The organism is Stappia sp. G46H5W (assembly GCF_058448995.1).
This window is the reverse complement of the sequence record NZ_JBZFLL010000004.1, coordinates 544125-556439: the sequence shown is the minus strand read 5'-3', so window position 1 is coordinate 556439 and position 12315 is coordinate 544125. Positions and strand designations below refer to the sequence as shown.

General features: G+C 66.6%; 12 protein-coding genes. 6 read left to right on the top strand and 6 right to left on the bottom strand.

Features of this window, described 5'->3' with window-relative positions; translation table 11 throughout:
* Positions 1-3: 3 nt before the first annotated feature.
* From ACVJ6E_RS15430 to ACVJ6E_RS15405, 6 genes are all read right to left on the bottom strand, one after another.
* Positions 4-1266 carry a TRAP transporter large permease gene (locus ACVJ6E_RS15430; protein ID WP_067219794.1) on the bottom strand — a complete coding sequence of 421 codons (1263 nt, stop codon included), beginning with the start codon at positions 1264-1266 and terminating at the stop codon, positions 4-6.
* Positions 1263-1811, bottom strand: coding sequence for a TRAP transporter small permease subunit (locus tag ACVJ6E_RS15425; protein ID WP_120269319.1), 549 nt, complete (start codon positions 1809-1811; stop codon positions 1263-1265). Before ACVJ6E_RS15425 ends, ACVJ6E_RS15430 begins: the two co-directional genes overlap by 4 nt.
* Positions 1812-1927: 116 nt before the next feature.
* The gene (locus ACVJ6E_RS15420) at positions 1928-2914 is read right to left on the bottom strand and encodes a TRAP transporter substrate-binding protein (RefSeq protein ID WP_199681252.1); all 987 of its coding nucleotides are present in this window, start codon (positions 2912-2914) and stop codon (positions 1928-1930) included.
* 92 nt (positions 2915-3006) lie between these two features.
* Positions 3007-3549, bottom strand: a complete 543-nt coding sequence (locus ACVJ6E_RS15415) for a 3-hydroxyanthranilate 3,4-dioxygenase (RefSeq protein ID WP_120269320.1) — start codon at positions 3547-3549, stop codon at positions 3007-3009.
* Positions 3550-3798: 249 nt separating this feature from the next.
* Positions 3799-4752, bottom strand: a complete 954-nt coding sequence (locus ACVJ6E_RS15410; protein WP_120269321.1) for a MurR/RpiR family transcriptional regulator — start codon at positions 4750-4752, stop codon at positions 3799-3801.
* A complete protein-coding gene (locus tag ACVJ6E_RS15405) occupies positions 4727-5116 on the bottom strand; it encodes a Rid family hydrolase (RefSeq protein WP_067335743.1) in 390 nt (129 codons plus the stop codon). The genes ACVJ6E_RS15410 and ACVJ6E_RS15405 overlap by 26 nt, the downstream gene beginning before the upstream one ends.
* 228 nt (positions 5117-5344) lie before the next feature.
* Here ACVJ6E_RS15405 and ACVJ6E_RS15400 point away from each other — a divergent pair, with 228 nt between their 5' ends.
* The 6 genes from ACVJ6E_RS15400 (at position 5345) to ACVJ6E_RS15375 (ending at position 12314) form a co-directional block, all read left to right on the top strand.
* Positions 5345-6886 (top strand): ABC transporter substrate-binding protein, encoded by a 1542-nt coding sequence (locus ACVJ6E_RS15400; RefSeq protein ID WP_120269322.1) that lies wholly within the window; start codon positions 5345-5347, stop codon positions 6884-6886.
* Positions 6887-7001: 115 nt separating this feature from the next.
* On the top strand, positions 7002-7949 hold the full coding sequence (locus tag ACVJ6E_RS15395) for an ABC transporter permease (protein WP_120269323.1): 948 nt from the start codon (positions 7002-7004) through the stop codon (positions 7947-7949).
* Positions 7950-7992: 43 nt separating this feature from the next.
* Entirely contained in the window at positions 7993-8844 is an 852-nt protein-coding gene (locus ACVJ6E_RS15390; protein ID WP_067335749.1) for an ABC transporter permease, read from the top strand.
* 1 nt (position 8845) lies between these two features.
* The gene (locus ACVJ6E_RS15385) at positions 8846-9847 is read left to right on the top strand and encodes an ABC transporter ATP-binding protein (RefSeq protein ID WP_120269324.1); all 1002 of its coding nucleotides are present in this window, start codon (positions 8846-8848) and stop codon (positions 9845-9847) included.
* Positions 9844-10845: an ABC transporter ATP-binding protein gene (locus ACVJ6E_RS15380; RefSeq protein ID WP_067219769.1), complete on the top strand. Its 1002-nt coding sequence runs from the start codon at positions 9844-9846 to the stop codon at positions 10843-10845. Before ACVJ6E_RS15385 ends, ACVJ6E_RS15380 begins: the two co-directional genes overlap by 4 nt.
* On the top strand, positions 10845-12314 hold the full coding sequence (locus ACVJ6E_RS15375; protein WP_244271609.1) for a M81 family metallopeptidase: 1470 nt from the start codon (positions 10845-10847) through the stop codon (positions 12312-12314). Before ACVJ6E_RS15380 ends, ACVJ6E_RS15375 begins: the two co-directional genes overlap by 1 nt.
* Position 12315: the final 1 nt, after the last annotated feature.

Here is a 12315-nt window from a genome sequence, read left to right as displayed (position 1 = left end):
GTTTCAGCGGATCAGCACGGTCGAAATCGACGGCGCCCAACTCAGCAGCAGCAACACCGCAGCGACCGCCGCCAGGAACGGATAGAGCGCACGGAAGATCGCCATCGGCTTCGCCCCGCTCATCGCCGAGGCGATGTAGAGCCCTGCTCCCACCGGCGGCGTCAGAAGCCCCAGCACCAGGTTGAGGCAGACGATCACCCCGAACTGGAACGGATCGATGGCATAGTGGGTCTGCGCGATCGGCAGCAGGATCGGCACCACCAGGATCACCGCGGCGATGCCGTCGATCACCATGCCGATCAGGAACAGCGCCAGATTGACGATCAGCAGGAAAACGAAGGGATCGGAGGTCAGTGTGGTGATCTGCGCGGCCAGCTTCTGCGGGATCGCCTCGTAGATGATCACCCAGCCGAAGACATTGGCCGAGGCGATCAGGAAGATCACGAGGCTGGAATTGGCGGCGGTGCGCACGAACAGCGCGCCGAGGCGGGTGATCTTCAGCTCGCCATAGACGAAGCGACCGATCACGAAAGCCACCAGCGAGGCGACCGCCGCCGATTCCGTCGGCGTCGCGATACCCAGAAGGATACCCCCGACAATGGCCAGCGGAATGAGCGCGGCCGGCAGGCAGTCGCGGATCGCGGCAAGCGCCACTCCCGGCGACATCCACTCGCCCTTCGGGAACTGCTCCTTGAGGCCGACCAGCGCGACGATGACGAAAAAGCTCGCGGAGAGGAGCAGGCCCGGCAGGATGCCGGCCATGAACATGTCGCCGATGGGGATCTGCGCCAGCACGCCATAGATGACGAACAGCATGGACGGCGGAATGATCGGCGACAGCAGCCCGCCGGCCGCCGTCGTCGCGGCGGCGAATTCCCGGCGGTATCCCTCCTCCTCCATCGCCGGCACCATGGCCCGCGACATTACCGCGATCTGCGAGGCTGCGGAGCCGATGATCGCTGCCATGAACATGTTGGCGAGCAGGTTGATATAGGCAAGGCCGCCGCGAAAGCCGCCGACGAAGACCCGCGCCGCCTGGATCAGCCGCTGGGTCAGACCGCCCTCGTTCATCAGCTCGCCGGTGAGCATGAACAGCGGGATCGCAAGCAATCCATAGCTCTCGACGCCGGCGAAAAGCTGCTGCGCGAAGCTGGAATACAGCACCGTGTTGCCGCTCGCCTGGATGTACCAGACCGCCGACAGGCACAGCACCAGGCTGATCGGGACGCCCGCGAAAAGCAGGACGAGAAAGACGACGCCGGTCATTCGCCGCTCCTGCCGGGAGCAGCGAGCGCGGTAAGCGAACGCGACAGGTTGGCCGCCGCGTGCAGCAGGAAACCGAAGGTGAAGAGGATCATGATCAGCCAGACCCAGGCCTTGCGGATCCCCAGCGTGGTGGTCGGCTCCGCATAGATGAAGTTGAAGGTGTTGCCCTGGAAGGCCTCGATGTCGAAGCCGGCGGCCGCAAGGCCTGCGGGATCGAACCACAGCCAGCAGAACCAGCCGAGCGCGACGCCGAAGCCCAGCGCCACCAGGTCGAGCACGGCGACAAGGCGGGCCTTCGCCCGGTCCGACAGCATGTCGCCGACCAGCGTCACCGCCACGGCGCTGCGGTCGTGCACGGCAGCGGAAGCGGCGAGGAAGGTCATCCAGATCATCGTGTAGATCGCCGCCTCGTCGATCCAGTAGATCGCCATGCGGGCGGTACGCGTGGCGACGTTGATCAGGATCAGGACGGTGATCGCCCCCGCAAGCACGGCGGCCACGGCGATTTCGCAGCGCGCCCACAAGGCCGACAGGCGGTAGAGCATCGCGGGACCTCCCTCCCTCTGGCCCGAAACAGCGCGGGCGGCGATGTCCGCCATCCCGCGCCGGCAATCTCGGCGGATCGTCCGGGCGACACGACTGCCGCCCGGCGCATTCCTCCTCAGCGGGTTTCTTCGGCCACCTTGCGCAGATCGGCAAGCGCCGGGGCCTTCTCGGTCCAGATCGCCTCCCACTTGGCGATGGCATCGGCGAAGAACGCGGCATCCGCCTCCACGACCGTCTTGCCCGTGCCTTCGATGGACAAAAGCCACTCGCCTTCCTTCTGGACGTAGGTGTCGATGGCCCCGTCGAGATGGCGCTTCATCAGCTCGGCCACCGTCTTGCGGTCGCCCTCGGACAGGCCCTGCCAGACCTTGGCCGAGACCAGCCCGACCATCGGGAACATCATGTGGTTGGACAGCAGGATCGTGTCGGCGTGCTCGTAGTACTTGAGCCCCCAGATCAGCTCCGCGTCCATGTCGATGGCATCGACCTGGCCGTTGGCGAGCGCATCGTAGACCGCCGGCAGCGGCATCGGCGTCGAGGCGGCGCCCAGCGCGTTGTAGAAGTCCTTGATCGGTTCGAACGGGGTGATGCGCAGCTTCTTGCCCGAAAGGTCCGCCGCCGTCGTCACCGGCGACCGGCTGACGATCTGGCGCAACCCGCCCATCGAGTAGCCGATGCCGACGACGCCGGCTTTCTGCGGCAGGCCCTGGAGCAGGCCGGTGGCGACGTCCGAGCGCAGGATGCGGGCCGCATGGCCGACATCGTCGGCGAGATACGGCGCGTAGAAGGCGCCGAAATCGGGCACCCGGTTCGACACTTCGGCGATGGTCAGGAAGGCCATGTCGAGCGCGCCCGTCTGCAGCTGCTGCATCATCTGCGCCTCGTTGCCGAGTTGCTGCGAGGGAAACACGGTGACGCTGTGCTCGCCGCCGGAGGCCGACTTCAGCTCGTCCGCGAACGAGTTCGCTGCAACCGTCCAGATATGCGGCGGCGGGGTGATCAGGCCGAGGCGGAATTCCTTCGCCTCCGCAAGGCCGGCGCCCAATGTCGCCATGGCGATGGCTGCGGGCAAGAGACGGGCAAGATGCTTGGCTTTGGTCATGTCATGCTCCTCCCGGCACGGCGCTGCCCCGGCGGGCGGGCCGGCCGTCTTCTTCAGTCTTTGGAATGGTCGGGACGCGGTATCCGGTTCGTTCAGAGAACGACCCAGCCTTCCGGCGGCTCCTTGCCGGGATGCAGCGTGCCGCAGTTCGGGCAGGTGCGGTCTTCCTCGGAGGCGTAGAACGCCTTGTAGACCGGCGGCAGGTCGTCGACGATCGACTCAAGGTCGAGCTCGGCGCGGTGCACCAGGTGCTGGCATTCGAAGCAGTACCACTCGATGGCATCGAGCGCGCCTTCCGGACGGGACGGCTCGATGACGAGACCGACCGATCCCTCCTGCGGGCGCTGCGGCGAATGGCGCACATGCGGCGGCAGCAGGAAGATCTCGCCCTCCCGGATCGGCACGTCGTAGAACTCCTTGCCGTCGTAGAGCTTCAGGACCATGTCGCCCTTGAGCTGGTAGAAGAACTCCTCGACCGGATCGTCGTGATAGTCGGTACGCTTGTTGGGCCCGCCGACCACGGTCACCATGAGATCCGCGTCCTTGAAGACCTGCTGGTTGCCGACCGGCGGCTTCAGCAGGTGCTTGTGCTCGTCGATCCATTTCTGGAAGTTGAAGGCCGCAAGTCTCGACATCTATGGCTCCCCGCACTGGCTGGCTCGCGCACGGCGCCGCTTGTTTTCAGGGCCCCCGCCCCACGGTCGTCCGCACGTTTTTCTCAGCCAAGGAGACGGCAGAGTGGTATGTCAATCAAATACCAATATTCGAAGCAGATATAACGAAACCGGATATCCGAGCCTGGCGTCGCGTCCGTTTGCGCACAAGGCCCGGCAGCACCGCACGAGGCACGCCTTGCAGCAGCGGTATATCGCCGGAAGGGCTGGTCAGTCGCCGATGGGCTTGGGGCCCACATCCTTGGACAGCGGTACCAGCGAGGTGCGGATACGGCGCAGATACTCGCGCACGCGCTCGGGCCGCTTGCGCGCGGCGCCGGCAGCCAGCACGTCGATGATCGCCACATAGGCAAGCCGCGAGGCGCTCGGCTTGTAGATGTCCTGGTCCTCCGGCAGATCGAGGCCAAGCGCGATGTCGGTGGCGCCGGCAAGATCCGATCCGGCCTTGGTCAGGCTCAGCGACTGCGCCCCGTACTGGCGGGCGATGGCGACGCTGTCGAGCAGTTCGGCCGGCGTGCCGCTGGCCGAGATCGCGAAGACCACGTCGCCGCGCTCCAGCGTCGAGGCGATCATCCGCTGCAGATAGCCGTCCGAATGCGCCTCCGCCGGCACGCCCAGGCGGAAGAAGCGGTTCGCCCCCTCGCGAGCGACATTGGCCGAACCGCCGCCGACGCCGAAGAAGACGATCCGTCGCGCCCCGGCCAAGAGGTCTATCGCCGCCTCCACCGCAATCGGGTCGAGCTGCGCCCGCGCCCGGTTGAGCGTGTCCATCAGCGCGCCGAACACCTGAGACACCAGCGCATCGGACAGGGATCCGCTGTCGGGCGCATGCACGTCCATGTATTGCAGCGAGACGGCCACGCTCTGGGCGAGGCGGATCTTGAAGTCCTTGAACCCGTCGCAGCCGAGCGTCTGGCAGAAGCGGTTGACCGTCGCATCGGAGACACCGGCGCCCTGGGCGATCTCGCTCTGGCGCTGGTAGGCGATGGTCTCCAGGTTCGCCAGCACATAGTCGGCGACACGCTGCTCGCGCTTGGGGAAGGCGCCGTCGAGCCGCCTGAGCTGCGCGATGATGTCGATCACCTTGGCCACGCCCCCGGCCCCTTCCCTGCCATCCGCCCCGGTCTGCGGGGCGAGATTAATCGGCTTTGTAGGCGATGACATCCATCTCGACCTTCGCATCCACCATCAACGGCGACTGCACCGTGGAACGTGCCGGAGGGTGGGCCCCGAAATGCCGCTCGAACACGGCGTTGAAGCTGGAGAAGTCGCGCGCATCATCCAGCCAGACATTGACCTTGACCACATGCTCCAGTCCGCAACCGGCCAGCGCCAGCACCGACTTGATGTTCTCGATCACCTTTTCGGTCTGCGCGACGATGCCGCCGGTGATGATCTCCCCCCCTTCCACCGGCACCTGGCCGGAGACATAGACGAACCCTCCGGCGGTGACCGCCTTGGCGAACGGGCGCTTCTGTCCACCGGCTGCGAGGTCGGCGGTGTCGTGACGGGTGATGCCCTTGGTCATGGAAATTCTCAGCTCCGTATGAAAGTTTCTTTCATTATCTACCGCGGTTTGGCGGGAAACTCAAATTCCCGTTTGACAGTTTAGGCAGATTATGAAAATTTTTTACACAACGAACAGCCGGCGCAGACACGGCAGATCGTGGGATGGCTGCACGGCCGGCGAATGTACGTCGCCTGCCCGTGTAGCCCATTCGGGCTACCCAGAGGACCCTGTATTTGGAGGAGTGGAATGTTTCGGAACACCCGCTGGAAAACCGTGTTCGCCGCGGCGATCGCGACATCCATGGCCAGTACCGCCTTCGCGGCCGGCACCCTGCGCTACGCCACGGTCGGCGAGCCGCCCAGCCTCGACCAGCACGTCGTCACCTCGGACCTGTCGACGACCATCGCCCACCACATGTTCGAGGGTCTCTACACCTTCGACGCCAGCAATTCGCCGGTGCCGCTTCTGGCCGAGAGCGACCGGCTGGAGGATGACGGACGCACCATCGTCATCACCCTGCGCAAGGACGTGACCTTCCACAACGGCACCGACATGACCTCGGCCGACGTGGTTGCCTCGCTGAAGCGCTGGGGCGAGTTCGGTTCGCGCGGCAGCCTGCTGTTCTCGAATGTCGACAGCATCGAGGCGACCGGCGACCATGAGGTCACGCTGCGCCTGAAGCAGCCGTTCGGCCCCTGGAAGAACCTGCTGGCCTTCATCAACGGCGGCCCGGCGATCTATCCCGCCTCCGTCATGGAAGGCGCCGGCAAGGAGCCTATCGCACCGGAAAACTACATCGGCACCGGCCCCTACCGCTTCGGCGAGTGGCAGCCCAACCGCCATGTCGAGCTCGTCCGCTTCGACGACTACGATTCGCCGGAAGGCGAGCCGAATGGCTATGGCGGCACCCGCAAGGCCGAGTTCGATGCGCTGCGCTTCATCCCGGTCCCCGACGTCGGCACCCGCGTCAGCGGCCTGCAGGCCGGCGACTACGACTATGCCGAGAACATCCCGGGCGACCTCTTCGATGCCCTCGATTCCAGCCCGGACGTCACGACGATCCTGAACGGCGGCCCGATCTTCGGCCTGGTCTTCATGAACTCCAAGGAAGGCCCGCTGAAGGAGAATTTCGCCCTGCGCCGCGCCATCCAGACGGCCATCAACAAGACGCCGGCGCTCCAGGTCTCGATCGGCCCGGAAAAGCTGTGGCGTGCCAACGGCTCTTTCATGCCGCAGGGCAATGTCTGGTACACCGAATCCGGCGCTGATAACTTCAGCAAGGGCGATGCGGCCGCGGCGAAGGAGCTGGCCAAGGAAGCCGGCTACAACGGCGAGCCGATCAAGTTCATGGTGTCGACCAACTACCCGTTCCACTACGACACGGCGATCGTCTACACCAAGCAGCTCGCCCAGGCCGGCTTCAACATCGACCTGCAGGTCTACGACTGGGCAACGCTCATCAAGAAGCGCGGCGAGCCGGACCAGTGGGACCTGTTCTTCACCCATCACGGCTTCGTGCCGGATCCGATCCTGATCTCGGTGATGAACCCCAACTACCCCGGCTGGTGGGCCACCCCGGAAAAGACCGCGCTGTCGGAGAAGTTCACCGCCTCGGCCGATCCGGCGGAGCGGCAGAAGCTGTGGGGCGAGCTGCAGGCGCTCGTCTACGAGCAGGTCCCGACCATGAAGACGGGCGACATCTACACCTACAACATTGCCTCCCCGGCGCTTAAGGGCCTCGGCGAAGCAACCCTGATCTGGCCGCACTTCTGGAACGTCTCGAAGTAACGCACGATCCCGTCGTCCCCCTCCGGCCTTTGCGAAACAACGTCCGACGGACAACACTCGCAACAGGCCGGGGGCGGGCTGGCCGCCTCCCGACATTTCGCGGAAAGTCACGCTCATGCTCGGATATGCCCTGCGGAGACTGCTGACGCACGTGCCGACGCTGCTCGCCGCCTCGCTGCTGGTCTTCCTTTTCGTGCACCTGATCCCCGGCGATCCGGCTGCCGTCCTGCTCGGCGATAGCGCCACGCCCGAGGAAATCGCCAGCCTGACGCGCGAGCTCGGTCTCGACCAGCCGCTCTACACGCAGTACCTGCTATGGCTCGGCAACGTGTTGCAGGGCGACTTCGGCACCTCGATCTTCTTCCGCGTTCCCGTCACCTCGGTGATCGCCGACGGTGCGGAAACCTCGATCCTTCTCGCCCTGATGACGATGGTCTGGATCGTCATCCTCGGCGTGCCCATCGGCGTCGTCGCCGCCAGCTATCGCGGCACCTGGGTCGACCAAGTCACCTCCGGCGGCGCCATGCTCTTTGCCTCCGTGCCGACCTTCTGGCTCGGCCTCTACCTGATCCTGATCTTCTCGGTGACGCTCGGCTGGCTGCCCTCGTCCGGCTTCCCGTCAGTGACCGACGACGGCGGGCTCGCGAACCTGCGCTATCTGCTGCTGCCGAGTTTCACGCTCGCCGCGCCCAACGCCGCGCTGATCATCCGTCTGGTGCGTGCCTCCATGCTCGACGTGCAGCGCGAGGATCATGTACGCACCGCCCGCGCCAAGGGCCTCGCCCCGTGGAAGGTCTCGGTGAAGCACGTCTTCCGCAACGCGCTGATCGCCGTTGCCGCCGCCTTCGGCTTCACCTTCGCCGCCCTCGTCTCCGAGGCGGTGGTGACCGAAACCGTCTTCTCGCTGCCCGGCATCGGCCGCCTCGTGGTGCAGTCGATCCTGCGCCGCGACTACCCCGTCATCCAGGGCGTCATCCTGGTGATCGTCGTCCTCTACATGGTCATCAACCTCCTGGTCGACCTCGCCTATGCGCGCCTCGACCCCAGGGTGTCGCTGAAATGACCCGGACCCGTTCTCTCAAGCCGCAAAGCCAGGGAGCTGAGGCATGACCGCGATCCTCACCATGGGCCGCATCTTCCGCGGGCGCTGGCTCGCCACCGCCGGACTGTGCTGGCTGATACTGGTCGCGCTGGCCGCGATCTTCGCCCCGCTCGTCGCGCCCTACGACCCGCTCGAGCTCGACCCGCTCGTGCGTCTGTCGCCGCCGAGCCTCGAGCACCTGTTCGGCACCGACCACTATGGTCGCGACAGCTTCTCGCGCAGCCTCTACGGCGCCCGCATGGCCATCATCATCGGCATCGGCAGCGTCGTCGTCGCGCTGGTCGCCGGCGGCCTTGCCGGCATGGTCTCGGCCTATTTCAACCGCCTCGGCCATGTGATCATGCGTGTCGTCGACGTGCTGATGGCCTTCCCGGCGCTGCTGCTCGCCCTCGTTCTGATGACCCTGCTGGAGCGCAGCGTCGTCAACACGGTGATCGTGATCGGCATCGTCTACGCCACCACCACCGCCCGCATCCTCTTCGGCATGACCTTGAAGCTCAAGGGCGAGGTCTTCGTCGATGCCGCGACCTGTTCGGGTGCCGGCCATGCCAGCATCCTGTTCCGACACATCCTGCCGAACCTCGTCTCGCCGCTCCTGGTGCAGGCAAGCTTCATCTTCGCCTTCGCGCAGCTGCAGGCCGCGGCGCTCGACTTCCTCGGCCTCGGCCTGCCGCCGGAGGTTCCGAGCTGGGGCAACATGCTGTCGGAATCGCGCATCTACGTCACCCGCGCCTCCTGGCTGCTGCTGTTCCCCGGCGCGCTGATCATCCTGTCGGTCTTTTCCATGAACCTGGTCGGCGACGCCCTGCGCGACAGCATCGACCCGCGGTTCCGCAACGACATCAAGGGGGTGTGAGATGACACGCCCGAATTCAGACACCAGCGACCTGTTGCTCGACATGCGCGGCCTGACGCTCGGCGTCGCCACGCCCGACGGCATCCTGCCGGTGGTGCAGGACCTCTCGCTCAGCCTGTCGACCGGCGAGACGCTCGGCATCGTCGGCGAGAGCGGCTGCGGCAAGAGCCTTACCTCGCTCGCCATCATGGGGCTGCTGGAGGGAACGCCCGTGCGCGTTCTTGCAGGCGAGATCTTCTTCCGCGGCCGCGATCTCCTGCGCCTGTCGCCGCGCGAGCGCCGCGCGGTCATGGGCAACGAGATGTCGATGATCTTCCAGGAGCCGATGACCTCGCTCAATCCGGTCTACCGGATCGGCGACCAGATCATCGAGGCGATCCGCGAGCATCAGCCGATGTCGCGCCGCGCCGCCCGCGACCGGGCGCTGGAGCTGCTGACCATGGTCCGCATCCCCGACCCGGCGGGGCGCATCGACAGCTTCCCGCACCAGCTGTCCGGCGGCCAGCGTCAGCGCGTGATGATCGCCATGGCGCTCGCCGGCTCGCCGCGCCTCCTGATCGCCGACGAGCCGACCACCGCCCTCGACGTCACGGTGCAGGCGCAGATCCTCAAGCTCATCGTCGAGCTGCAGAAGGAAACCGGCATGGGGGTCATGCTGATCTCCCATGACCTCGGCGTCATCGCCGAGACCTGCGACCGCATCGCCGTGATGTATCGCGGCCGCGTGGTCGAGACGGCGGGTGCGCGCGAGCTCTTCCAGGACATGCGCCATCCCTACACGCGCGGCCTGCTGGACTCGATTCCCGAGGCCGACGAGGACGTCGATCGGCTGTCCGCCATTCCCGGACGCGTCCCGACGCTCGACGAGACCATCACCGGCTGCGCCTTCCATCCGCGTTGCGCGCGGGCGGGCGCCGGTTGCGACAGCGACCAGCCGGCGCTCGCCGCCTTCGCGCCCACCCATTTCGCCCGCTGCCACTACCCGCTGGAGCCGGACGCATGACCGACGCAGCCCCCCTCCTCCAGGTCCGCGACCTGAAGACCCACTTCACCTTCCGCGCGCCCTCAACCGGCGTGTTGCCGGGCCCCAAGCGCATCCTCAAGGCGGTCGACGGCGTCTCCTTCGACCTTGCCGAGGGCGAGGTGCTCGGCATCGTCGGCGAGAGCGGCTGCGGCAAGTCCACGGTCGGGCGCACGCTGACGAAGCTCGAGCCGGCGACGAGCGGCGAGGCGCGGTTCCGCGGCCGCGACATTCTGGGGCTTTCAGCGGGCGCCTTCCGGCCGCTGCGCCGCGAGATTCAGATGATCTTCCAGGACCCCTTCGCCTCGCTCAATCCGCGCCTCACCATCGAGCAGACGCTGGCCGAGCCGGTCCGCATCCACGGCCTTGCCCGTACCCGCGAGGAGGTGCGCGCCCGCATCGCCGACACGCTGGTGAAGGTCGGCCTCGATCCGAAGGTGATGACCCGCTACCCGCACGAGTTCTCCGGCGGCCAGCGCCAGCGCATCGGCATCGCAAGGGTGATGATCGTCGAACCGCGCCTCGTCATCGCCGACGAGGCGGTCTCCGCGCTCGACGTGTCGATCCAGGCGCAGGTGCTCAACCTCATCAAGGACCTGCAGCGCGACAGCGGCATCTCGATGCTGTTCATTTCCCACGACCTCGGTGTCGTGCGGCACATCTCCGACCGTGTCGCCGTCATGTATCTCGGCCGCATCGTCGAGACGGCCCCCAAGGCCGCCATCTTCGAAAAGCCGGCGCATCCCTACACGCGCCTGCTGCTCGCCTCCATCCCGCGCATCCGGCCGGGACGGCAGCCGGTCGCCGATCTCGGCGAACCGGCAAGCGCCGCCTCGCCGCCCTCCGGCTGCGCCTTCCATCCGCGTTGCCCGCTGGCCACCGATATCTGCCGCTCGACGCGGCCCGATCCGGTGGACCTCGGCAACGGACGTTCCAGTGCCTGCCACCATGCCGGCCAGCTTCTCGGGGAGGCCGCCTGATGGCCGAAATGAAACGCGTATTCGTCGGGTCCCTGGCAACGGAGACCAACACCTTCTCGCCCCTGCGCACGGACCTGCAGGACTTCCGCGACAGCTTCTATGCCGGCCCCGGCGAGCATCCGGCAACGCCGACCCTGTGCAGCGCGGTCTTCCCGGTCGCCCGCGACCGCGCGCGGCAATACGGCTGGCACGTGATCGAGGGCACCGCGACCTGGGCGGAGCCGGGCGGCCTCGTCAACGCCCGCACCTGGGAGCTCCTGCGCGACCAGATGCTGGCCGAGATCCGCGCCGCGCTGCCGCTCGACATCGTGCTGCTCGGCCTGCATGGCGCGATGGTCGCCGACGGCTGCCTCGACTGCGAAGGAGAGATCCTGGAGGCGGTGCGCGCCATCGTCGGGCCGGACACGATCGTCGGCGCCACCTTCGATCCGCACAGCCACCTGTCGGCAAAGCGCACCGCCAATGCCGACTTGCTGGTCGCCTTCAAGGAATTCCCGCACACCGATTTCGTCATCGCCGCCGAAAGCCTCATAGATCTCGCCCACCGCACCTCGGTTGGCGAGGTGAAGCCGGAAATCTCCGTCTTCGACTGCCGGATGATCGAGGTGTTGCCGACCAGCCGCCAGCCGATGCGCGGCTTCGTCGACAAGCTCAAGGCGCTGGAAGGACATGACGGCGTCCTGTCGGTTTCGGTGATCCATGGCTTCATGGCCGCCGACGTGCCGGACCTCGGCTCCCGCCTCGTCGTCATCACCGACGGCGACCGGCCGAAGGGCGACCAGCTGGCGCGCGAACTCGGCATGGAGCTCTTTTCCTATCGCGGCCGCACCCGGCCGGATTTCCTCACCCCGGCGCAGGCGCTCGACAAGGCGGCCGAGACCGACGGCCATCCGGTCGTCATCGCCGATGTCTGGGACAATCCCGGCGGCGGCGTGCCGGGCGATTCCACCATCGTGCTGCGCGAGATGATCGCACGCGATCTCACGGATGCCGCCCTCGCCTCCATCTGGGATCCGGTTGCGGTACGCACCTGCATTTCCGCCGGCGAGGGCGCGACGCTCCCCTTGCGCTTCGGCGGCAAGATGTCGGCCGCAGCCGGCGAGCCCATCGATGCCGAGGTCACGGTGGAGAAGGTGGTGCGCAATGCGGTGCAGAGCTTCGGCACCAGCGTCGTGCCGCTGGGCGATTCGGTGACAATCCGCATCAAGGGGCTGCGCGTGGTGCTCAACACGGTGCGCTCGCAGATCTTCAGCCCGGACGCCTTCGCCAACATGGGGATCGACCCGACGGCAATGAAGATCCTGGTTGTGAAGTCGACCAATCACTTCCACGATGCCTTCTCGCGGATCGCCTTCGACATCCTCTATGCGGCGGTCGACGGGCCCTACCCGAACGATCCGGCGACCAACACCTACCACACCCTCACGCGCGCCATCTGGCCCCGCGTCGAGGATCCCCACGCCGCCTGAG

Bases quoted from the DNA above. Each gene is read 5' to 3' on its own strand.
- ACVJ6E_RS15385 (WP_120269324.1), top strand. From the start codon at position 8,846: ATGACACGCCCGAATTCAGACACCAGCGACCTGTTGCTCGACATGCGC.
- ACVJ6E_RS15430 (WP_067219794.1), bottom strand. From the start codon at position 1,266: ATGACCGGCGTCGTCTTTCTCGTCCTGCTTTTCGCGGGCGTCCCGATC.
- ACVJ6E_RS15400 (WP_120269322.1), top strand. From the start codon at position 5,345: ATGTTTCGGAACACCCGCTGGAAAACCGTGTTCGCCGCGGCGATCGCG.
- ACVJ6E_RS15415 (WP_120269320.1), bottom strand. From the start codon at position 3,549: ATGTCGAGACTTGCGGCCTTCAACTTCCAGAAATGGATCGACGAGCAC.
- ACVJ6E_RS15410 (WP_120269321.1), bottom strand. From the start codon at position 4,752: ATGTCATCGCCTACAAAGCCGATTAATCTCGCCCCGCAGACCGGGGCG.
- ACVJ6E_RS15425 (WP_120269319.1), bottom strand. From the start codon at position 1,811: ATGCTCTACCGCCTGTCGGCCTTGTGGGCGCGCTGCGAAATCGCCGTG.
- ACVJ6E_RS15375 (WP_244271609.1), top strand. From the start codon at position 10,845: ATGGCCGAAATGAAACGCGTATTCGTCGGGTCCCTGGCAACGGAGACC.
- ACVJ6E_RS15390 (WP_067335749.1), top strand. From the start codon at position 7,993: ATGACCGCGATCCTCACCATGGGCCGCATCTTCCGCGGGCGCTGGCTC.
- ACVJ6E_RS15420 (WP_199681252.1), bottom strand. From the start codon at position 2,914: ATGACCAAAGCCAAGCATCTTGCCCGTCTCTTGCCCGCAGCCATCGCC.
- ACVJ6E_RS15395 (WP_120269323.1), top strand. From the start codon at position 7,002: ATGCTCGGATATGCCCTGCGGAGACTGCTGACGCACGTGCCGACGCTG.
- ACVJ6E_RS15405 (WP_067335743.1), bottom strand. From the start codon at position 5,116: ATGACCAAGGGCATCACCCGTCACGACACCGCCGACCTCGCAGCCGGT.
- ACVJ6E_RS15380 (WP_067219769.1), top strand. From the start codon at position 9,844: ATGACCGACGCAGCCCCCCTCCTCCAGGTCCGCGACCTGAAGACCCAC.